This window comes from Pseudomonas sp. SCT, from assembly GCF_003864275.1.
In the GTDB taxonomy this organism is placed as follows: Bacteria; Pseudomonadota; Gammaproteobacteria; order Pseudomonadales; family Pseudomonadaceae; genus Stutzerimonas; species Stutzerimonas stutzeri_AE.
This window is the reverse complement of sequence record NZ_BDJA01000010.1, coordinates 37573-58150: the sequence shown is the minus strand read 5'-3', so window position 1 is coordinate 58150 and position 20578 is coordinate 37573. Positions and strand designations below refer to the sequence as shown.

Sequence of the window (20578 nt, the reverse complement as noted above, 5' to 3'; positions counted from 1 at the left end):
CTGCTATACAACCCGCAATCGTCGTTCAGGAGGCTGTCCGTGCCGCCACGTTTTTTCGTTCTCCCTGCCTTCCTGGCCCTGCTCGCCGGCTGCAGCAGTCAGCCAAGCGAAGCGCCGACCGCACCGGTCGAGCTGAGCACCGCCCCGCACTCCAAACTGCTCAACGAACTGAGCGGTAGCCTGATCGGCGCGCCGGCTGGCAGCGATGTCGAACTCGCCTTGCTGGAAGTCGATCGTCGCGACCAGCCGGACCGCCTGCTCAGCAACGTCCAGCTCAAGGGCCGCGATAGCCAACTGCCCTTCATCCTGCAGTTCAACCCCGACGCCTTCCCCACCGGCCAGCGTGTCGAGCTGCGCGGCCGGGTCACCCAGGCCGGTCAGCTGATCATGCGGCTGCCGCCGCGGACTATTTCCAGCCCAGCCAGTCAGGCGCTCGGCCCGCTGCAGCTGGTTCCTGCGCCGTGACAGCGCCGGCACCCTTACAGGCGGCACTGAACGAGCTGCTGGGCGATGCGCGTCTGGTCGTAGAGCCGCTGCCGGACACCGACCTGCGCCTCTGGCTGATCGACGCAGCCAATATGGACCGCGCCTTCAGCGCCGAGGAAACCCGACGGATTCTCGAAGACCCGCCGTACTGGAGCTTCTGCTGGGCCAGCGGCCTCGTGCTGGCGCGCTGGTTGGCCGAACGGCCGGAGTGGGTGCGCGGCAAGCGCGTGCTGGATTTCGGTGCCGGCTCAGGTGTCGCCGCCATCGCCGCCGCCAAGGCCGGCGCTGCCGAAGTGGTGGCCTGCGATCTGGACCCGCTGGCGCTCGCCGCCTGCCAGGCCAACGCCGCGCTGAATGAGGTCGAGCTACGCTATTCGCAAGACTTCTTCGGCGAGGCGGATCGCTACGACCTGATCATCGTCGCCGATGTGCTCTACGACCGCGCCAATCTGCCGCTGCTGGATCACTTCCTCAGTCGTGGACGCGAAGCGCTGGTGGCCGATTCGCGGGTGCGCGATTTCGCCCACCCGCTGTACCGGCGCCTGGACGTGCTGGATGCCTGCACCTGGCCGGATCTGGCCGAGCCGGCAGAGTTTCGCCAGGTCAGCCTCTATCACGCGACGCGCTAGTCGCACGGAGACCACCATGAGCGAGGAAAACCTGCGGCTGTTCTTCGCGCTGCCCTGCCCGCCCGAGCAGGCGGCTGCGATCTGCGCGTGGCGGGACGACCAGGCAATCGATGGCCGAGCGGTACCGCGCGACAACCTGCACCTGACCCTGGCATTTCTCGGCGCACAGCCGAAGGATCATCTCGACGCCCTTTTGCAGATGGCGGCGACGGTGCAGACCGATTCATTCAGCCTCACCCTCGACCGCCTGACCACGATCGGAAAAGGTTTCATCTGCCTGCAGCCCAGCAATACAAACCCCGCACTACTGCAGCTTGTCGAAGCGCTGAGCGAGCGGCTGGCGGCGCTTGGCGTAATTCTCGACTGCCGCCCGTTCCTGCCGCACCTGACGTTGAGCCGCCAGGCCCGGAGCCGACCGCAGCAACCGGCTCCGGACTTCAGCTGGCACGTCGATCGCTTCGTGCTCTACCGCTCACGCAATACCGAGGATGGTGTGCACTACGACGAACTGGGCAGCTGGCCGCTGGCTGCGCCATAGCAACCCAAAGGCTGCAATGGCGCTGTCGCTCAACGCGGTACTTCGATCAGAAAGCGAAACAGCGCGCCGTGCTGCTCCACCGCCAGACAATTGTAGCCCTTGGCCTTGGCATCTTCGGGAATGCCATGTACCGACTGCGAGCAATCGGTCACCACCTCGAGCAACTGCCCCGGCTGCATGGTTTCCAGGGTTTCCAGCGTAGCGATAGCGTTATACGGGCAGTGCTCGCCACGTAGATCAAGCGAGAGATTCGGTTTGGCCTGGCTCACGGGCAGGACTCCTTTTCGGTTGGAAACGACGGGCATTGAGGTGCACCAGCAACATGGCGATGGCTAGGCCGGCGAAGGTCAGCAGCAAGCCACTGGCCGGGCCGAAGCTCTCCAGCAGATTGATCTTCGGATAGGGCAGCGCCAGCGACGTGCCGAGTTCGTCCCAGTAGACCGCCACCAGCGTGCCGCCGATGACATTGCCGACGCCGACCACCCAGAAGTGCACCTGCCCTTCCATGGCGCGATACATCCAGCCGGTTTCGCAGCCGCCGGCAACGACGATACCGATGCCAAACAGCACGCCACCGATGATTGCGTTCGGCCCCATCCAGAAAATCTTCGGGCTTGCCCCTAGCGCGATGGCGCCGAAAGTACCGACGCAGGCCACAGCCATGCCCAGCAGGATGCCGTAGGCAGCGCGGGTTCGGCCGGTGGTCCAGAGATCGCGCGCGGCACTGGTAAAGCAGATCTGTGCACGCTCGATTAGCCCGCCGAACAGGAGGCCGAACAGCACCGCCATGCCGAGCACCAGCGAGGCATCGAAACGCCAGGCGGCGAAGGCGACCGCAAGCACCGCGACCGCCGTGCCGATCCGGGCCTGCACCGTGGCCCGCCGCCGCGTGCCTTCCGCATCGCCGAACAGCGAACTGGCCTGGCTACCGACCTTCAGCGGCGTGCGCAACCAGGGCAACAGGCAGATCTTCACGCCAATCCAGGCGCCACCCACGGTGGCCAGCATGAACGCCCAGGCGTGCAGCGAGAACATCGGAATGCCGGTGAAGAAAGCCGCCAGGTTGCAACCCATTGCCAGGCGCGCGCCGAAGCCGGCGACTACCCCACCGATCAGCCCCTGCAACAAGCGGCGCTTGCTGGTCGGCCAGCGCAGGCTGACGTTGTTTGCCCACAACGCCGCACACAGTGCGCCAAATAACATTCCGATGATCATCACGCCATCCACGCGATCGAGCGGAGTGCCGGACAAGCCGATCAGCTTGAAGTAACTCCACTCCTCAGGTGCGTAGCCGAACCAGGAAATGACGTGTCCACCCCAGCGAGTGAACTCGCCGGTAACGGCCCAGAAGGTGCCGGTTATGGCGAAGTAGTAAGCGGAAGCGACGCCCAGCGCGACAAGCGCGGGCAGCGGCGACCAGAAGCGCACGAGGTAGCGCTCCCGGAAGTCGGAGAGAACGGACATGTGAAACTCCTTATGACGCGCGACTGCAAACGCCGCACCGGTCTAGGAAAAGGGTTGCGCCACGATGCGCCGGCAAGAAGCCTGCGCCACCTGGCGGGCGCAACCATAGACCAATGGCAACCGCCATGCGAGCCCTTGCTTCCCGTGGCGAGCGCCCCCACATACCATGCACAGCCTTTCAGTCATTCGTCGCCCACGAGAATCCCGATGAGCCAGACGCCCTATATCTTCGATGTCACCACCGCCAGCTTCGAACAGCTGGTGCTCGAGAACTCGTTTCACAAGCCGGTACTGGTCGACTTCTGGGCCGAATGGTGCGCGCCATGCAAGGCGCTGATGCCAATGCTGGCGAAGATCGCCGAGGAGTATCAGGGCGAGCTGCTGCTGGCCAAGGTCAACTGCGACATCGAGCAGGAAGTCGTCGCCCGCTTCGGCATTCGCAGCCTGCCGACCGTGGTGCTGTTCAAGGACGGTCAGCCGGTGGACGGCTTTGCCGGTGCGCAGCCGGAATCGGCCATTCGCGCCATGCTCGAGCCCCATGTGCAGGCACCGGCGACGCCGCAGGGCAACTTGCTGGAAAGCGCCCAGGCTGCCTTCGCCGAAGGCCGTTTCGCCGAGGCCGAGACTCAGTTGCAGCAACTGCTGAGTGAAGACAACGAGAACGCTGCTGGCCTGATCCTCTATGCCCGCTGCCTGGCCGAACGTGGTGAGCTGGCCGAAGCCGAAACGGTGCTTGATGCCGTGAAAGGCGACGAGCACAAGCAGGCCCTGGCCGGTGCGCGCGCTCAGCTGACGTTTTTGCGTCAGGCCACCGACCTGCCCGAGGTAGCCACGCTGAAGAGCCGGCTGGCACAAAACGGCGAGGACGATGAAGCGGCTTATCAGCTGGCCATCCAGCAGCTGGCGCGCCAGCAATATGAGGCGGCGCTCGACGGCCTGCTCAAGCTGTTCGTGCGCAATCGCAACTATGCCGACGGGCAACCGCACAAGACGCTGCTGCAAGTCTTCGATCTGCTGGGCAACGACCATCCGCTGGTGACGCTGTACCGCCGCAAGCTCTATCAGGCGATCTATTGATCGTTCGCAACAGCAGGCGAGCCGTTCAGGACGGCTCGCCGACCCAGTGGTAGCAGGGCGAGTCGGCACCGTGCTCGACTTTCACGTCGTCGCAATGCCGCAGCCGCACCAATAGCCGCTTAGCCAGCTGTGCGTTGCCGGTCAGGGCTTCCAGTTCGGCGAGCAGCTCGGGGCCGTCCAATTTGCCAGCGCGGCGCAAACGCTCGCGAGCGCTGTGCCACAGCGCATCGACGGGCGGCGCTGCGGTCGCCGGAGCGCTACCGGTTACCACGCCGACATCGGCTAAGCCACGGGCCAGCTGCGACCAGTCCCGCTCACCAAGCTCGATTTCAAGATCGACCGGCCAATCGCCTATACGTCCGCGAATTCGAATCATGCTGCGCCTCCTGATTGATGCACGCATGCTCACACGACGGCAGCGGACTGGCCAGCGGCGCAGCAAAGTTGTTATAAGGTAACAACCCCTTTTCGATGGAGCTGACCATGCGCCACCTATTGCTTGCCGTGCCTGTGCTTCTGCTGCCTCTGAGCTACAGCCACGCCCAGGAAGAACACCATCACCATGCACATGAAGAGGCCTCCAGCCTGGGCGCGCATGAGCACGGCGCGGCGCGACTGAATGTGGCGCTGGATGGCAAGCGGCTGGAGCTGGAGCTGTTCAGCCCGGCGATGAATCTGCTGGGTTTCGAGCACGCACCGGCCAATGCAGCGGATGAAGCGAAGATCGCCAGTGCCCGCTCGCAACTGGAACAACCCCAGGCCCTGTTCGGCCTACCGGCGGCGGCAGGCTGCAGCTTGAGTGAACAGCAGTTTGCCGGCGAACTGCTCGGCTCGGCCCATGCAGGCTATCAGCGCGGTGATCAACATGATCACAAGCAGGAACATAAGCACGGTCACGACGACCATGAGGCCGCTGGCCATAGCGATATCGAAGCGCACTACCAGTTCGACTGCAGCAAACCTGACGCGCTGCAGGCCTTGGATCTGAAAGGCCTGTTCGAAAGCTTCCCCGGCACGGAAAAGATTCAGGTACAACTGATCGGCCCTAACGGCCAGCAGGGCGTGGAACTGACTCCGGCACGCTCGCAACTGCCCTTCTGAAACATTCTGGACCTCGATGACTGCTCCACTACTTGCAATCGACAGTCTCGGCTTCGCCTGGCCTCGCCAGGCCGAGTTGCTGGATATTCCAACGTTTCGCCTCGAACGTGGCGAAAGTCTCTTTCTCAAGGGCCCTTCAGGCAGTGGCAAGACCACCCTGCTGGGGCTGATCGGCGGCGTGCAGAAAGCCGGCCGCGGCAGCATTCGCCTGCTCGACCATGATCTTGGCCGCCTTTCGGCCGGTGCCCGGGATCGCTTCCGCGTCGATCACACCGGCTACATCTTCCAGCAGTTCAACCTGCTGCCTTTTCTTTCGGTGCGTGAAAACGTCGGTCTGCCCTGCCATTTTTCGCGGCTGCGTGCCGAACGTGCGCGCAAGCGTCACGGCAGCACCGATGCCGCGGCGGCGAGCCTGCTGGAGCATCTGGGACTGTCCCCGGAGCTGTTCGAGCGGCGCGCCGACGCACTCTCGATCGGCCAGCAGCAGCGCGTTGCGGCCGCTCGCGCCCTGATCGGCCAACCGGAACTGGTCATCGCCGACGAGCCGACCTCGGCGCTGGATGCAGATAGCCGCGAAGCCTTCCTGCACCTGCTGTTCTCCGAATGTCGCGCGGCCGGCGCGAGCCTGCTGTTCGTCAGCCATGACCAGAGCCTGGCGCCGTTGTTCGACCGCAGCCTGTCACTGGCCGAGCTGAACCGCGCAGCCAGCAATCCGGAGCTTTAGCCGATGTATCTCCTGCGCCTGGCCCTGGCGAGCCTGAACAATCGCCGTTTCACTGCCCTGCTGACGGTATTCGCCATCGCCCTGTCGGTGTGCCTGCTGCTCGCCGTTGAACGGGTGCGCAATGAAACCCGCGCGAGCTTCGCCAACACCATCAGCGGTACCGATCTGGTGGTCGGCGCCCGTTCCGGTTCGGTAAACCTGCTGCTGTACTCGGTGTTTCGCATCGGCAATGCGACCAACAATATTCGCTGGGACAGTTACCAACGCTTCGCCGAGCACCCGCGGGTCGACTGGGCAATCCCGATTTCCCTCGGCGACTCCCATCGCGGTTATCGCGTGATGGGCACCAGCACCAATTACTTCGAGCACTACCGTTACGGCCGCAAACAGCCACTGCAGCTGGCCGAAGGCCGCGCCTTCGAAAGCGACCCGTTCGAGGTTGTACTGGGCGCGGAAGTGGCCAGCGCGCTGGGCTACCAGCTGGATGACAGCATCGTCCTCGCCCACGGCGTAGCACGGGTCAGCCTGGTTCAACATGAGGACAAGCCGTTCCGTGTGGTCGGCGTGCTGCAGCGCACCGGTACGCCGGTCGATCGCACGCTGCACATCAGCCTTGAAGGCATGGAAGCGCTGCATGTCGACTGGCAGAACGGTATGCCGGCCCGCGGCGCGGCGCGTATCGACGCCGAGCAGGCGCGCCAGCTCGATCTTCAGCCACAGCAGATCACAGCGTTCCTACTCGGCCTCAACAGCAAGATCGCGACGTTCACCCTGCAGCGGGAAATCAACGAGTACCGCGGCGAGCCGCTGCTGGCGATTCTGCCCGGCGTCGCCCTGCAGGAACTGTGGAGCCTGATGGGTACGGCCGAGAAGGCGCTGTTCGTGGTTTCACTGTTCGTCGTGCTGACCGGCCTGATCGGCATGCTCACGGCGATCCTCACCAGCCTGAACGAGCGCCGCCGCGAGATGGCGATCCTGCGCTCAGTTGGTGCCCGTCCCTGGCATATCGCCGCGCTGCTGATCATCGAGGCGTTCGGCTTGGCATTGGCTGGAACACTGCTGGGCCTGGCACTGCTCTATCTCGGCATCGCCGTGGCGCAGTCACCGCTGCAGAGCCTCTACGGGCTGTACCTGCCGCTTGCCTGGCCGAGCAGCTATGAGTGGAGTCTGCTCGGCGCTATCCTGCTGGCGGCACTGCTGATGGGCAGCGTGCCGGCCTGGCGTGCCTATCGCCAATCGCTGGCCGATGGCCTGTCGATTCGACTGTGAGGAACCCGATGTCGCGCCTGTTGATCGCCCTGCTCCTAGCCTGCGTGCTGCCCGTGCACGCAGCCGAAGTCCGTCTGCTGCAGTGGGCAGAGCTGATCCCCGAAGGCGCGCCGCCACCACCGCCGCCGCTGGCGATACATGACATGTCGCAGCTCGCCGATGCGCTGGCTGCCGAGGCAGGGCCAGCCGCCGCGCAGCAATCACCGGCCGCGCCTGTCGTCGAAGCACTCGATGGTCAGATGGTGAAGTTGCCGGGCTATATCGTGCCGCTGGACATGACCGACGAAGGTCGCGTTACCGAATTCCTGCTGGTGCCGTATTTCGGCGCCTGCATCCATGTGCCGCCACCGCCGTCCAACCAGATCGTGCATGCCACCAGCGAACTGGGCGTGCGGGTGGATGCGCTATACGAGCCGTTCTGGATCGAGGGCCCCCTCAGCGTCGAACATGCCAGCAGCGAGCTGGCGGAGGCGGGTTACCGCATGCAGGCACAGAAGATCTATCCCTACGAGCTGCAGTAACCGCCAGTCGGCCAACGCGGCGGCGATTACGTTTTGCCAGTCTGATCAGTGTGCGCTGGCGACCTGCCGTTCGCGCTCGAAGCTGAGCTCGCCTTCGGCCCACTCGCGCCATTCGCGCACCCGACGACGCTCTGCGCCCGCCCGCTCGGCCTGCTTCAAGGCCTCGAGGCCGGCCTGCCAGCGCGCCTGTTCCAGCTCGAGCTGGGCGACGTTCATCCAGAACTTGGCGCTGCCCGTCTGGGTCGCCAACTGGCGGTAGATCTTCGAAGCTTCGGTACGCTCGCGTGCCTGCCACCAGAGCATACCCATGCGCTCCTGGCGCGTCGCGTTGCTCGGCAGCAAGCGCGATGCCAGCATGCCTTCGAGCAGCTTGGCGCCTTGCCACGGCTGGCCGGCGGCACTGGCGAGAGCGACGAGGTTGTCCAGCTCCGCTTCGCTGAAGCGCAAGCCCTTTGCATGTGCCGCGCGCAGCGTTGCCAGCGCACGATCTTCCGCACCAGCCAGCTGCTGCAGACCGGCCAGCTGACGCCAGGCCTTGGCCTGATCGGGATGGCGCAGCAACAGCTTTTTCTGCCAGCCTTCAGCCGCTTGATAGCGCTTCAGTTCGGCGTTACCGGCAACCAGAAACTGCAACCAGGTATCGCCAGCTTTCGGATTGGCCTGCACATAGCGCTCGGCCAGCGGCAGCGCCTTGGCGTGCTGGCCGAGGCCCTGATAGGACTGCACCAGCATCTGCAGCACTTCTTCGTTGGCCTGATTGGCCGAGCCCAGCAGGCTGACCACCTTGGCATAGCGGCCCTCGACCAGATTCAGACGTGCCAGATTGAGCCGTTCGCCGGCGAGTAGCTCTTCATCCAGCTTGCCGCTGGCTACGGCCTTATCCAACCACTCCAGTGCCTGGCGATTGTTGCCCTCGGCCCAGGCCAGATAACCACGGCTGCGCCAGAGCAACGCCTCTTCACCGCTACCGGCCTTGGCGGTCACACCCTCGAGCGCCTTGCGTGCTGTCGCGTAGTCGCCCTTGCTCTGCGCGGTCTGTGCGCGCTCAAGGGCCATGAACACGGCCGGGTCGATGGCCTGGGCAGCCTGGACCGAAGCAGCGAGGGAAAGGGTCAGCACAAGCAGCAGACGAAGCATCTCAGCGTTCTCCTTGCAGGCGGAAGTGCAGGGTTTTCACGGCTTCACGGGATACCGCCGCACCGTTTTCGGTACGCGGTGCGAAACGCCAACGGGCCGCGGCACGCCGAGCCTCGCGGTCAAATACGTTACGTGGCGAAGCCTCCAGCACACGAATGTTCTCCACGCGACCCTGCGGGTTGATGGTGAAGGCCAGCTTGATATGCCCTTCGATGCCCTGCTGCCGCGCACGATAGGGGTACTCGGGGCGCACATCATTGAGCGGCATCACTTCCTGCTCTGGGCCACCCGGGTTACCCGCCGCTTCCACTGCCGCAGTGGCCGGCGCTGGAGCGGCTGCAGGGGCGCTCGGCGCAGCCGTCAGACCGGACAGACTAGGTGCCGGCGCGGTGGCGACGGAAATACCGGCGTTGATGCTCGGCAGATCGAGATCGAGCTTCGGCAGATTGGCATCCGGCGTCGCCATGTTCGGCGTCGGCGGTGTCGGTGGTTGCGGCGTCTTGGGTTGCGGCGGCTGCGGCGCCTGCTGGCGAGAACGCGTGGCGCTGTCTTCGTTGCGCCCGTCCATGCGCACGAAGTTGGCGATCGCCAGCGGGTCTTCCTGAATCTTGCTGCGCGGCGGATTGACCATGCTCAGCATCAGAGCGAACAGCAGCAGCGCCACCACGCAGGCGGCGACGAAGGCCAGACTGAAGCGCACCAGCCGCGGTTGCATCAACGCGCCCCCGTGCTGGCAGCCAGCGCGACGTCCTGCACGCCGGCCTGACGCGCCTGATCCATGACCTGCACCACCAGCCCGGTGCGCGCATCCTGGTCGGCCTGTACCACCACTGCGCCTTCCGGTTGATCCACACGCAGCCGCTCGACATGCGCCCGCACGCTGCGCACGTCCACTGCCTGCTTGTCGATCCAGACCTGGCCGTCGGCGGTGACGGCGATAAGAATATTGCCCTTGTCCTGCGCACTGGCGGTATCCGCCTGCGGACGATGGACCTCGACACCGGACTCCTTGATGAAGGAGCTGGTGACGATGAAGAAGATCAGCATGATGAAGACCACATCGAGCATCGGCGTAAGGTCGATGCCGGTGTCCTCTTCCTGCTGGTAATGATGACGACGCATACGCATCCCGCTAATCCTCAGTCGTGACGCAGCTGGTCAGCCAGCCGGTCGAGAGACTGGCGCGCGATACGCTCAAGGCGCGCCAGACTGAACAATCCTGTGATGGCCAGCACCATGCCGGCCATGGTTGGCAGGGTCGCCTGCCAGACACCCGCGGCCATGCCGCGTGGGTTACCGGAGCCACTCAGCGCCAGCACGTCGAATACCGCGATCATGCCGCTGACCGTGCCGAGCAGCCCGAGCAGCGGATACATCGCAACCAGGGTCTTGCTTAGCCGTAGAGGTCCGGACAATTGCTGCTGCGCTTGCGCCAGCCAGGCCGAGCGCACCGCACGCTGCCAACTGCCAGGCTCGTCGGCCATCTGCGCCCAGGCCTGCCGGCGCGACTCCACCCAATGCGGGAAGACCCGCCGCATGAACCACAGGCGCTCGAAAACCAGCGTCCAATACAGCACGCAAAGGCCCGCCAGCGCCCACATCACCACCCCGCCTGCAGTCATGAAATCGAGCAGCGCATGACCGCTGTCGACCAGACTCAGCCAGTGGGCACGCAGATCAGTCACGGCGTGGCGCCCCCGACAGATGCAGTGCAATCAAACCGGCACTCTGCTGTTCCAGCAGCTGGATCAGCGATTTGCTGCGACTGGCCAGCAGGCTGTGCAGGAACAGCAGCGGGATCGCTACCACCAGGCCCAGCACGGTGGTCACCAGTGCCTGGGAGATACCGTCGGCCATCAGCCGCGAATCGCCACCACCGCTCTGAGTGATCGCCTGGAAGGTGATGATCATGCCAGTCACAGTGCCCAGCAGACCGAGCAGCGGTGCGACGGCTGCAAGCAGCTTGAGCAGCGGCTGGCCGCGCTCCAGTGGCGGAGTCTCCTGGAGAATCGCCTCGTCCAGCTTGAGCTCCAGCGTCTCAAGATCCGACAACTGGGGCTTCGGCCCAAGCACGCCAATGATGCGCCCGAGCGGATTGTCGTCGCGCGGATGATTGAGCTCACGCATCTGGCTACCGACCTTGCGACCGATGCCGCCGAGATAAACCATGCGCCAGATCGCCAGCAGCAGGCCGATGGCGCCGAGCACCAGAATCACGCCACCGACCAGACCGCCTTGTTTGACGCGATCCCAGAGGTCCGGCTGGCGCTGCAATTGCGCGATCAGGGTGCCACGGCTCGGGTCCAGCGGCAGAGTGGCGAGCGCATCGGAGCTTTTCAGGTAATCACCGATCAGGCCTTGCCCCGATGGCTGGCGCGTCGGCACCAGCAACTCGCCAGCATCGGCGTCATAGCGCAGGAAGGCATTGTCAGTAAACGCAGAGAAACTGCCGACTCGCAGCACCGGCTGCTCACTACGTGCGCCATCGGTGCCCACCACGGGCAGTTGGATGCGCTCGACACGTCCGCTGGCGGCCAGATCTTCCAGCAGAGTCATCCAGAAGGCATCCAGATCATCGGCTGACGGCAGGGCGCGGCTTTCCGCCAGGCTGCGCAGCTGGGTCAGGCGCTCGGGATACTGGGCATTGAGCATGCTGTCCTGCCACTGACCCGCAATATCACCGGAACTTTGGCGGACCACCCCGAACAACTCACCAAGATGGCCAACGCGCTGTGCCAGAAGCTTCTCCTGCTCAGCCAGTTCGGCTTCCTGCCGGTCGAAATCGGTCTTCAGCCGTTCGGCCTCGGCCTTCTGCTCGGCCAGGGCGGCACGCGCACGGGCGAGCAGCTGCTGCTGTTCGCCGCGGTCGCGGACGAAGGCCTGTTCACGCGCCTGCATGGCGCTGGCTTCCGCTGCTCGATCGTTGCGAATACGCTCGAGCAGCTGATCAGGACTGAGCGGTTCTGCCGCATGAGCCGCAAGGGGCAACAGCGCGACTAGGAAAAGGGAAAACAGACGACTCATTGCGCGGCCTCCTCGGCCAGGGTCTTCACGGGCAATTGCAGGTAGGCAGGTGCCTGCTGCTGGCGGGCAATGGCAATGGCCTGCGTCAGCGGACGGCGGGCGCTGCCCTCGAGCACTTCCCAGCTGCGCGTCTGCGCGTTCCACCAGCCGCTCTCGTGAGCATCGAGGGTCTGGTAATAGAGCATCACCCGGCCCAGCCGCAGGAACTCCACGCTGCGCGAGTCGCCGTCTCCGGGCAGCTCGCCACGCCAGGCCTCCAGCGTGCGCCCATAATCGCTTTCGATCTGATACGCCTCGAGGATGCGGCGATACTTTTCAGCCAGGCTGACATCGGCTCGCGGGAGCAAGTCCTGCAAGCCAGCGAGACGGTCCGCGCGCTCGTCGGGCAGGAATGGCACGTCGGCAGCAATGAATTCACCCAGCACCTCGACCATACGGCTCATCTGCGGGGTTACCGCTTCCTGGGTGCGCTCGATGCTGTCCAGCTGGCGCTGAAAGCCGACCAGCTCCTTGCGTTGCGCCGCGGTGAGTTCCTGCAACTGCTTGTTGTATGCCTTCAGCGCCTCGGTCTGCTGCAACGCACTGCGGTACTCGTTGAGCATTTCACGGGTGGCGTCGTCGAGCTGATCGATCCGCGCTTGCGAAGCCTTGGCCTCGGCAGACAGACGCTCGCTCTCATCCAGCGCAGCGTCCAGCGGAGCCGCGGACAGCGACCCGGCGTAAAGCTGCAGACAGCATGGCAGCACGGCAACCGCCAGCAGGCGGGAGATGAAGGAAGGCATTGAAGGATCCTTGGGACGGGCGTTAACTCAAAAGAGAAACATTATCATCTGTGAATTGACGCAAAGCAACCCGGGCGTTTCGTCGCAGTAGCCGACGCCCCTTTCATTGAGCTGGATCAAAAAGCGCCCGCGCTCACTCCCTACCATGGCCCCCAATCGCATTCCAACAAACGGAGCATCATCATGCGCAAGACCCTGTTCACCGCTTCCGCGCTGGCCCTGGCGCTGGCCGCCCCCTTCGCCCAGGCTTTCGAAGCCGGGGACATCATCGTTCGCGCTGGTGCGATTACCGTTGATCCGCGTGAAGATAGCAGTGACATCAACCATGCCCTTCTAGGTGACATTGGCGGAACCAAGGCGACTCTGAACAGCGATACCCAACTGGGTCTTAACTTCGCCTATATGGTCACCGACAAGGTGGGTATCGAGCTGCTCGCGGCAACCCCCTTTAGCCACGACGTAGGCGTGAAGGGCATGCCAGCCGGCTTCGAACAGCTGAACGGAAAGCTGGGCAGCCTTAAGCACTTGCCGCCGACTCTGAGCGTCATTTACTACCCACTCGATAGCAAGTCCGCGTTTCAACCTTATGTCGGTGCCGGCATCAATTACACGTGGTTCTTCGATACCAAGCTCAGTAGCGAAGCTGAAGGCAAGCAATTTAGCGGCCTGGACATGAAAGACTCTTGGGGCTTGGCCGCCCAGGTAGGCATGGATTACATGCTGACCGACAACATCATGCTCAACGCTCAGGTTCGCTATATCGATATCGACACGACCGGCACCACTTACCTGGCTGGCGACAAAGTGAAAGTCGACGTCGATGTAGACCCCTTCGTCTACATGGTCGGCCTCGGCTACAAGTTCTGACGAAACCGGCCTAGCCGAATCGCAGACAAACAAAAGGCGCCTAGGGCGCCTTTTGTGTTTACGGCATCCGCTTACAGACCCAACAACTTGGCCAATCCTTCGCGCATGCTGGTCGGCGGTTCTGGCAGGCGATAGCGCTGCACCAGCCGGGCATTGTTCGCTCGCGAATGACGAATATCCCCGGACCGCGACGCCTGATAGCTCACCTCCGGCAGTCCGCCCAGCACATCACCGATCGCCTCCAGCAATTGATTCAGCGATGTAGCCTGATTAAGCCCAACATTCACCGCGCCTTCCACCACCTCAGGCGACTCCAGCGCCTGCACCAGCACCTCGACCAGATCGCCAACGTAGACGAAATCACGCGTCTGCTCGCCATCGCCAAACACTGCAATGGGCAAGCCCTTCTGCGCCCGCTCGGTGAAGATGCTGATCACCCCGGAATACGGTGACGAAGGATCCTGGCGCGGCCCAAAGATATTGAAGAAGCGGAACACCACCGGCTCCAGGCCATGTTGCCGACGGTAGAAATCCAGATAATGCTCGCTGGCCAGCTTGTCCGCCGCATAAGGCGTCAGCGGCGCCTTATGCGTGTCCTCGTCGATGGCCTGGCCTTCGCCATTGTTGCCATAAACGGCGGCACTCGAGGCGAACAGCATCCGCTTCACGCCCGCTTCACGCATCGCCTCGCACAGGTTCAGCGTGCCAACCAGATTGCTCTGATGCGTGCCAATCGGATCGTCTACCGACGCCTGCACCGATGCTACAGCCGCCAGATGCACCACTGCCCGGCAACCCTGCACGGCACGACGCACGCAGTCCGCATCGGCCACGTCACCAACGATCAGCTCGACGTCGTGCGGCAGATTCTCTCGTTTGCCGGTCGAAAGATTGTCCAGCACACGAACGGCGTAGCCGCGCGCCAGCAACGCATCGACCAGGTTCGAGCCAATGAACCCGGCACCGCCGGTAACCAGAATCGGGGCATCAGCCATGGCGGTAGTAGCGCTCCAGCAGACTCGGCAGCCCCGTGCGCCAGGCGCGCGGCTTGATGCCGAAAGTGGTGAAAATCTTCTTGCAGGCAAGCACGCCGTGCTGCGGCTCGGCGGCGGCATCCGAGCAGTCGGCATGGGCCACGGCGGTAAGATTCGCGCTCGTTACGTCACGGAACTTGCCGGCCTCGCCGAGCAGCGCTTGTGCGACCAGCAAAGGGGTGGAGGCTTCATGCCCACCGTAGTGATACGTCCCCCACAGCGGTGCCTGGCAGTCGAGCTGCTTCAACACCGCCAGGATCACCCGCGCGGCATCGTCCACTGGCGTTGGGTTCCCCCTGCGATCATCCGCGAGCAGTATCGGTTCGCTCTGCTCCAGCCGCTGCAGAACACGCCCCAACACGCCGTCGCGACTGTCATCGAGCAGCCAGCCAAAGCGCAGCAGCACGTGGCGCGGACATAGCGAGCGCACGCTCTGCTCGATGCGCCAGAGCGCATGCCCCCGGGCATCCAGCGGCGCGACTTCATCCTTTTCGCTGTAGGCAGTGGTGCGCGCGCCATCGAACACGCGGTAGCTCGATGGCTGCAACAGGACGAAGTCATGATGCTGACAAAGCTCGGCGAGACGCTCGACTGCCCGCTCCTGCGCTGCGAGCGCCGGCTCGTTGGGCTGCCCGCTCTGGAACCAGTCGTAATAGTAGGCAAGGTTGACCACGACATCCGGACGGTTGTCATCGAGCAACTGGGTGAGACTGGCGGCATCCCAACCCTGGGCGGGCGGGCGCGGCGCGAGAAAGCCGATATCTTCCTCGGCGCCGAGGCGGATGAGCGCCTGGCCCAGGGCATTGCCGCCGCCCAACAGCATCAGGCGCATTCGCATTCAGAGAACTCTAGAAGGGGATGTCGTCGTCGAAGCTGTCGTAGTCCGGTGCCGGCTGTTGCCGTGCAGCGGGCTGCTGCGGCTGAGCCTGCTGACGCGGCGCCTGCTGCGACTCGCGCTGCTGCGGACGAGCTTGACGCGGGGCATCATCGGAACTGCCGCCACGACCGCCCAGCAGCTGCATGCTGCCGTTCATGTCGACGACGATTTCCGTGGTGTAGCGCTTGACGCCGTCCTTCTCCCACTCACGGGTCTGCAGGCGGCCTTCGATGTAGCACTGCGAACCCTTGCGCAGGTACTCGCCGGCGATCTCCGCAACCTTGCCGAACAGGACCACACGGTGCCACTCGGTGCGCTCCTGGAGCTGTCCGGTCTGCTTGTCCTTCCAGCTGTCGGTGGTTGCCAGCGTGATGTTGGTCACCGCATTGCCATTGGGCATGTAGCGGGTTTCCGGGTCGCCGCCGACATTGCCGATCAAGATGACTTTATTCACCCCTCTGGCCATGGGTAACTCCTCTTGGAACATTGAAATTAAATGGGCTTGCCGATGGCGATCCTGCTACCAGCAACCCGATGACCGCGAATCTTACCTCAGCCACCCCTGACAACCAACCGACGCACCGTCAAGTTGCGCCGGCTTCCGCACCTGCCCGGGCAAGCGCACGGTTTCAGGCGACGAGACGATCCAGCGCTTCACGATCCAGCTGCTGAGTATCGACCTTGATGTACGCCGCTGCCTCTTCGATAACGATCAGCACATCGCTGACCCCCGGCACCTGCAACAGGTCGTCACCAAGCCCGGCGTTGGCCAGCGCACCGCTGGAGAGCGGCAAGCGCAGACTAGTCACATAAGGAGGCTCGCGCATACTGAAGGCCACCAGAAACCACAGCGCGCAGAGCGCAGCGCAACCGGCGAAGACCAACGCCAGCCCACCCTGCTGATAGAGCACGCCACCCAGCACGCCCCCCAGGCCGGCACCGAGGAACTGGCTGGTGGAATAGACCCCCATCGCGGTGCCCTTGCCGCCGGCCGGCGCTACCTTGCTGATCAATGAAGGCAGCGATGCTTCCAGCAGATTGAACGCGATGAAGAAGCCGACCATGCCGACGACCAACATCCACAGCCCGTTACCGAACCACCAGAAGAACAGCTCGCAAATCAGCAACGCGGTAACCGCGCCCAACAGCACGCGACGCATCTGCCGCTTCTTCTCGCCGTAAATAATGAAGGGAATCATCCCGAAGAAGCCCACCACCAGTGCCGTGAGATAGACCCACCAGTGCTCTTCCTTGGGTAATGCGCCCTGCTCCACCAGCGCCAGCGGCAGCGCAACGAAGCTGGCCATCAGGATCGCGTGCAGCGCCAGAATGCTGAAATCCAGGCGCAGCAGATCGGGATGGCGCAGCGTCAGGCCGAGCGCCTGCTTGGCGACGCCCGATTCACGATGGCGCACATGGGCCTCAGCCTTCGGCAGCACGGCAACGATCACACCACCAAGCACGGCCATGCCGGCGGTTACCCAGAACAGCCCGGACAGCCCGAAGGCGCGGGTCAGCAAGGGCCCGACGATCATCGCCACGGCGAAAGAGAAACCGATGCTAACGCCGATCAGCGCCATCGCCTTGGTCCGATGCTGTTCGCGGGTGAGGTCCGAGAGCAGCGCCATGACTGCCGCAGAAATCGCCCCGGCGCCCTGCAGGATGCGCCCAGCAACTACGCCCCAGATGCTGTCCGACATCGCCGCCAGCGCCGCTCCGGCTGCGAAGATCAGCAAACCGAAATAGATGATGGGTAGGCGACCAATACGATCAGAAAGGATGCCGAAGGGAATTTGCAGCAGCGCCTGGGTCAAACCATAGGCACCTATCGCAAGACCGATAAGGGTCGGCGTAGCGCCTTCCAGGTCCATGCCGTAGGTTGCCAGCACAGGCAAAACCATGAACATGCCGAGCATGCGAAAAGCGAACACCAGCGCCAGCCCGGAAGCTGCGCGTTTTTCGCTGGCGCTCATGCGCTCGCTGTAAGGGTCCTGCATGGAGGGTCTCGCTTGTATGAACCGGCGGCGATTCTAGCAGCCCAACCCTGTTCGGCACAGGCGCGCGGTTTTGCCGCGACCATCACCCCGGCCGTATACTTTCGGGTTTCCGCCCGCCACGCGAGGCTGTTTTGGACAAGATTCTGATTCGTGGGGCCCGCACCCACAACCTGAAGAACATCGACCTCACCCTGCCGCGCGACAAGCTGATCGTCATCACTGGCCTCTCCGGCTCCGGCAAGTCCTCGCTGGCCTTCGACACGCTGTACGCCGAAGGCCAGCGCCGTTACGTCGAATCGCTTTCGGCCTATGCTCGGCAGTTCCTCTCGATGATGGAAAAGCCCGATGTCGACACCATCGAAGGGCTCTCGCCGGCGATCTCCATCGAGCAGAAATCCACGTCGCACAACCCTCGTTCCACCGTCGGCACCATCACCGAGATCTACGATTACCTGCGCCTGCTCTATGCACGAGTCGGCACGCCGCGCTGCCCGGATCACGATGCGCCGCTGGAAGCGCAGACGGTCAGTCAGATGGTCGATCAGGTACTGGCACTGCCGGAAGGTCGCAAGCTGATGCTGCTGGCACCGGTCATCCGCGAACGCAAGGGCGAGCATCTGGCCGTGTTTGACGAACTGCGCGCCCAGGGTTTCGTGCGCGCCCGCGTCAACGGGCGGCTGTATGAGCTCGACGAACTACCCAAGCTGGATAAGCAGAAGAAGCACTCCATCGATGTGGTAGTCGACCGCTTCAAGGTCCGCGGCGATCTGCAGCAACGCCTGGCCGAATCCTTCGAGACCGCACTCAAGCTGGCCGATGGCATCGCCCTGGTCGCTTCCATGGAAGAGGAAGACGAAAGCGAAGAGATGATCTTCTCCGCGCGCTTCGCCTGTCCGATCTGCGGCCACTCGATCAGCGAGCTGGAACCCAAGCTCTTCTCCTTCAACAACCCGGCCGGCGCCTGCCCAACCTGTGACGGCCTGGGCGTGAAGCAGTTCTTCGACGCTAAGCGCCTGGTCAATGGCGAACTGACCCTGGCCGAAGGTGCCATCCGTGGCTGGGACCGGCGCAACGTCTACTATTTCCAGATGCTCGGCTCACTGGCCTCGCATTACGGCTTCAGCCTGGACGAGCCTTTCGACTCGCTGGCAGCCGATCACCAGAAGTCCATCCTACGCGGCAGCGGCCGCGAGAACGTCGAGTTCCGCTACCTCAACGACCGCGGCGACATCGTCAAGCGCTCGCACCCGTTCGAAGGAATCATTCCCAACCTGGAACGCCGCTACCGCGAAACCGAATCCAATTCGGTGCGTGAAGAACTGGCCAAGTACCTCAGCACCCAACCCTGCCCAGACTGTCGCGGCACCCGCCTGCGCCGCGAGGCTCGCCACGTGTGGGTTGGCGACAGGACCTTGCCGGCGGTCACGGCCATGCCCATCGGCGACGCCACTGATTATTTCGGCGGACTCTCGCTCAGCGGTCGACGGGGCGAAATCGCCGACAAGATTCTCAAGGAAATCCGCGAACGCCTGCAGTTCCTGGTCAACGTCGGCCTGGATTACCTGACCCTCGACCGCAGCGCCGACACCCTGTCCGGCGGCGAAGCCCAGCGCATCCGCCTGGCCAGCCAGATCGGCGCAGGCCTGGTCGGCGTGATGTACATCCTCGACGAACCTTCGATCGGCCTGCACCAACGCGACAACGAGCGCCTGCTTGGCACCCTGCGTCACCTGCGCGATATCGGCAACACGGTGATCGTGGTGGAGCACGACGAGGACGCAATCCGCCTCGCCGACTACGTGGTGGATATCGGCCCAGGGGCCGGCGTGCACGGCGGGCGCATCGTTGCTGAAGGCACGCCGGACGAAGTGATGGCACACCCGGACTCGCTGACCGGCAAGTACCTCTCTGGCCGGGTGAAGATCAACTACCGACCCGAACGCACCCGCCGTGATCCGAAGAAGCTGCTCAAACTCAAGGGCGCGCGTGGCAACAATCTGCGCAATGTCGACCTGGAAATCCCGGTGGGCCTGCTCACCTGCATCACCGGCGTTTCCGGCTCGGGCAAGTCGACGCTGATCAACAACACGCTGTTTCCGATTACGGCCACCGCGCTCAACGGTGCGTCCACGCTGGAAGTGGCCCCGCACGACAGCTTCGATGGGCTGCAGCATCTGGACAAGGTGGTGGACATCGATCAGAGCCCGATCGGCCGCACCCCCCGCTCCAACCCGGCAACCTATACCGGACTGTTCACGCCGATTCGCGAGCTGTTCGCCGGCGTGCCGGAAGCACGCTCACGCGGCTATGGTCCGGGTCGCTTCTCTTTCAACGTCAAGGGCGGGCGCTGCGAAGCCTGCCAGGGCGACGGCGTGATCAAGGTGGAGATGCACTTTCTGCCGGACATCTACGTGCCCTGCGACGTCTGCAAGGGCAAGCGCTACAACCGCGAAACGCTTGAAGTGAAATACAAGGGCAAGAGCATCACCGAGGTGCTCGACATGACCATCGAGGAAGCCCGTGAATTCTTCGACCCGGTTCCGGCCGTTGCGCGCAAGCTGCAGACGTTGATGGATGTGGGGCTTTCATACATCAAGCTGGGGCAGAGTGCGACCACCCTCTCCGGCGGTGAGGCGCAGCGCGTCAAGCTGTCCCGCGAGCTGTCCAAGCGCGATACCGGCAAGACGCTGTATATCCTCGACGAACCCACCACCGGCTTGCACTTCGCCGACATCCAGCAATTGCTCGACGTGCTGCATCGCCTGCGCGACCACGGCAATACCGTCGTGGTGATCGAGCACAATCTTGACGTGATCAAGACCGCTGACTGGCTGGTGGATCTGGGTCCGGAAGGTGGCTCCAGGGGCGGCCAGATCATCGCCTGCGGCACACCGGAAGAAGTCGCGGGGATGGCGCAGTCACATACCGGCCATTTCCTCAAGCCATTGCTGGAACGCGACCGCTCGGCGGGTTGATCGCCGCTGCGGCAACAAGGGCAAGCGCAACGGGGTCCACTGCGGACCCCGCCGGGCAGTTGGGCGGGACATCCCA

General features: G+C 63.7%; 23 protein-coding genes. 10 read left to right on the top strand and 13 right to left on the bottom strand.

Annotation, left to right across the window (positions count from 1 at the left end; all coding sequences use genetic code 11):
• Positions 1–39 precede the first annotated feature (39 nt).
• Genes BHD08_RS20560 through thpR form a run of 3 tightly spaced genes read left to right on the top strand, consistent with a single transcriptional unit; the run spans position 40 to position 1653 of the window.
• Positions 40–465 (top strand): YbaY family lipoprotein, encoded by a 426-nt coding sequence (locus tag BHD08_RS20560; RefSeq protein WP_015278260.1) that lies wholly within the window; start codon positions 40–42, stop codon positions 463–465.
• The gene (locus BHD08_RS20555; RefSeq protein WP_015278261.1) at positions 462–1115 is read left to right on the top strand and encodes a methyltransferase; all 654 of its coding nucleotides are present in this window, start codon (positions 462–464) and stop codon (positions 1113–1115) included. Before BHD08_RS20560 ends, BHD08_RS20555 begins: the two co-directional genes overlap by 4 nt.
• A 16-nt stretch (positions 1116–1131) precedes the next feature.
• Entirely contained in the window at positions 1132–1653 is a 522-nt protein-coding gene (thpR, locus tag BHD08_RS20550; protein ID WP_015278262.1) for an RNA 2',3'-cyclic phosphodiesterase, read from the top strand.
• A 29-nt stretch (positions 1654–1682) separates the two neighbouring features.
• On the opposite strand, the gene yedF is transcribed toward thpR, so the two are convergent.
• A complete protein-coding gene (gene yedF / locus BHD08_RS20545; protein ID WP_015278263.1) occupies positions 1683–1922 on the bottom strand; it encodes a sulfurtransferase-like selenium metabolism protein YedF in 240 nt (79 codons plus the stop codon).
• Positions 1891–3117, bottom strand: coding sequence for a selenium metabolism membrane protein YedE/FdhT (gene yedE / locus BHD08_RS20540; protein WP_015278264.1), 1227 nt, complete (start codon positions 3115–3117; stop codon positions 1891–1893). The genes yedF and yedE overlap by 32 nt, the downstream gene beginning before the upstream one ends.
• Before the next feature lie 207 nt (positions 3118–3324).
• Between yedE and trxA the strand changes: the two genes are divergently transcribed.
• Positions 3325–4194 (top strand): thioredoxin, encoded by an 870-nt coding sequence (gene trxA / locus BHD08_RS20535; RefSeq protein WP_015278265.1) that lies wholly within the window; start codon positions 3325–3327, stop codon positions 4192–4194.
• Positions 4195–4219: 25 nt separating this feature from the next.
• On the opposite strand, the gene BHD08_RS20530 is transcribed toward trxA, so the two are convergent.
• Positions 4220–4570 carry a hypothetical protein gene (locus BHD08_RS20530; protein WP_015278266.1) on the bottom strand — a complete coding sequence of 117 codons (351 nt, stop codon included), beginning with the start codon at positions 4568–4570 and terminating at the stop codon, positions 4220–4222.
• A 95-nt stretch (positions 4571–4665) separates the two neighbouring features.
• Between BHD08_RS20530 and BHD08_RS20525 the strand changes: the two genes are divergently transcribed.
• From BHD08_RS20525 to BHD08_RS20510, 4 genes are read left to right on the top strand one after another with little or no spacing between them, the layout of a single operon-like run.
• A complete protein-coding gene (locus BHD08_RS20525) occupies positions 4666–5295 on the top strand; it encodes a DUF2796 domain-containing protein (RefSeq protein WP_041756767.1) in 630 nt (209 codons plus the stop codon).
• 16 nt (positions 5296–5311) lie between these two features.
• Positions 5312–6019: an ABC transporter ATP-binding protein gene (locus tag BHD08_RS20520; RefSeq protein WP_015278268.1), complete on the top strand. Its 708-nt coding sequence runs from the start codon at positions 5312–5314 to the stop codon at positions 6017–6019.
• Positions 6020–6022: 3 nt separating this feature from the next.
• Entirely contained in the window at positions 6023–7288 is a 1266-nt protein-coding gene (locus BHD08_RS20515; protein ID WP_015278269.1) for an ABC transporter permease, read from the top strand.
• Between the two features lie 8 nt (positions 7289–7296).
• Positions 7297–7809 (top strand): DUF3299 domain-containing protein, encoded by a 513-nt coding sequence (locus tag BHD08_RS20510; RefSeq protein ID WP_015278270.1) that lies wholly within the window; start codon positions 7297–7299, stop codon positions 7807–7809.
• 45 nt (positions 7810–7854) lie between these two features.
• On the opposite strand, the gene BHD08_RS20505 is transcribed toward BHD08_RS20510, so the two are convergent.
• Genes BHD08_RS20505 through BHD08_RS20480 form a run of 6 tightly spaced genes read right to left on the bottom strand, consistent with a single transcriptional unit; the run spans position 7855 to position 12752 of the window.
• Positions 7855–8946, bottom strand: a complete 1092-nt coding sequence (locus tag BHD08_RS20505) for a lipopolysaccharide assembly protein LapB (RefSeq protein ID WP_125024635.1) — start codon at positions 8944–8946, stop codon at positions 7855–7857.
• Position 8947: 1 nt separating this feature from the next.
• A complete protein-coding gene (locus BHD08_RS20500; RefSeq protein WP_015278272.1) occupies positions 8948–9661 on the bottom strand; it encodes an energy transducer TonB in 714 nt (237 codons plus the stop codon).
• Complete coding sequence (locus BHD08_RS20495) at positions 9661–10074, bottom strand: biopolymer transporter ExbD (RefSeq protein ID WP_015278273.1); 414 nt, start codon at positions 10072–10074, stop codon at positions 9661–9663. Before BHD08_RS20495 ends, BHD08_RS20500 begins: the two co-directional genes overlap by 1 nt.
• A gap of 11 nt (positions 10075–10085) precedes the next feature.
• Positions 10086–10631 carry a MotA/TolQ/ExbB proton channel family protein gene (locus BHD08_RS20490; protein WP_015278274.1) on the bottom strand — a complete coding sequence of 182 codons (546 nt, stop codon included), beginning with the start codon at positions 10629–10631 and terminating at the stop codon, positions 10086–10088.
• Positions 10624–11970, bottom strand: a complete 1347-nt coding sequence (locus tag BHD08_RS20485) for a MotA/TolQ/ExbB proton channel family protein (RefSeq protein WP_125024633.1) — start codon at positions 11968–11970, stop codon at positions 10624–10626. The genes BHD08_RS20490 and BHD08_RS20485 overlap by 8 nt, the downstream gene beginning before the upstream one ends.
• Positions 11967–12752, bottom strand: coding sequence for a DUF3450 domain-containing protein (locus tag BHD08_RS20480; protein ID WP_125024631.1), 786 nt, complete (start codon positions 12750–12752; stop codon positions 11967–11969). The genes BHD08_RS20485 and BHD08_RS20480 overlap by 4 nt, the downstream gene beginning before the upstream one ends.
• Before the next feature lie 183 nt (positions 12753–12935).
• Here BHD08_RS20480 and BHD08_RS20475 point away from each other — a divergent pair, with 183 nt between their 5' ends.
• Positions 12936–13619 (top strand): OmpW family protein, encoded by a 684-nt coding sequence (locus tag BHD08_RS20475; protein WP_038663342.1) that lies wholly within the window; start codon positions 12936–12938, stop codon positions 13617–13619.
• Between the two features lie 71 nt (positions 13620–13690).
• Here BHD08_RS20475 and BHD08_RS20470 read toward each other — a convergent pair whose 3' ends face one another.
• The 4 genes from BHD08_RS20470 to BHD08_RS20455 form a co-directional block, all read right to left on the bottom strand.
• The gene (locus BHD08_RS20470) at positions 13691–14614 is read right to left on the bottom strand and encodes an NAD-dependent epimerase/dehydratase family protein (protein WP_125024629.1); all 924 of its coding nucleotides are present in this window, start codon (positions 14612–14614) and stop codon (positions 13691–13693) included.
• A complete protein-coding gene (locus BHD08_RS20465; RefSeq protein WP_125024627.1) occupies positions 14607–15491 on the bottom strand; it encodes a sugar nucleotide-binding protein in 885 nt (294 codons plus the stop codon). Before BHD08_RS20465 ends, BHD08_RS20470 begins: the two co-directional genes overlap by 8 nt.
• A gap of 10 nt (positions 15492–15501) precedes the next feature.
• Entirely contained in the window at positions 15502–15996 is a 495-nt protein-coding gene (locus tag BHD08_RS20460) for a single-stranded DNA-binding protein (RefSeq protein WP_125024625.1), read from the bottom strand.
• A gap of 163 nt (positions 15997–16159) precedes the next feature.
• Complete coding sequence (locus BHD08_RS20455; protein ID WP_125024623.1) at positions 16160–17527, bottom strand: MFS transporter; 1368 nt, start codon at positions 17525–17527, stop codon at positions 16160–16162.
• A gap of 131 nt (positions 17528–17658) precedes the next feature.
• Here BHD08_RS20455 and uvrA point away from each other — a divergent pair, with 131 nt between their 5' ends.
• Entirely contained in the window at positions 17659–20502 is a 2844-nt protein-coding gene (gene uvrA, locus BHD08_RS20450; RefSeq protein WP_125024621.1) for an excinuclease ABC subunit UvrA, read from the top strand.
• The last annotated feature ends 76 nt before the right edge of the window (positions 20503–20578 follow it).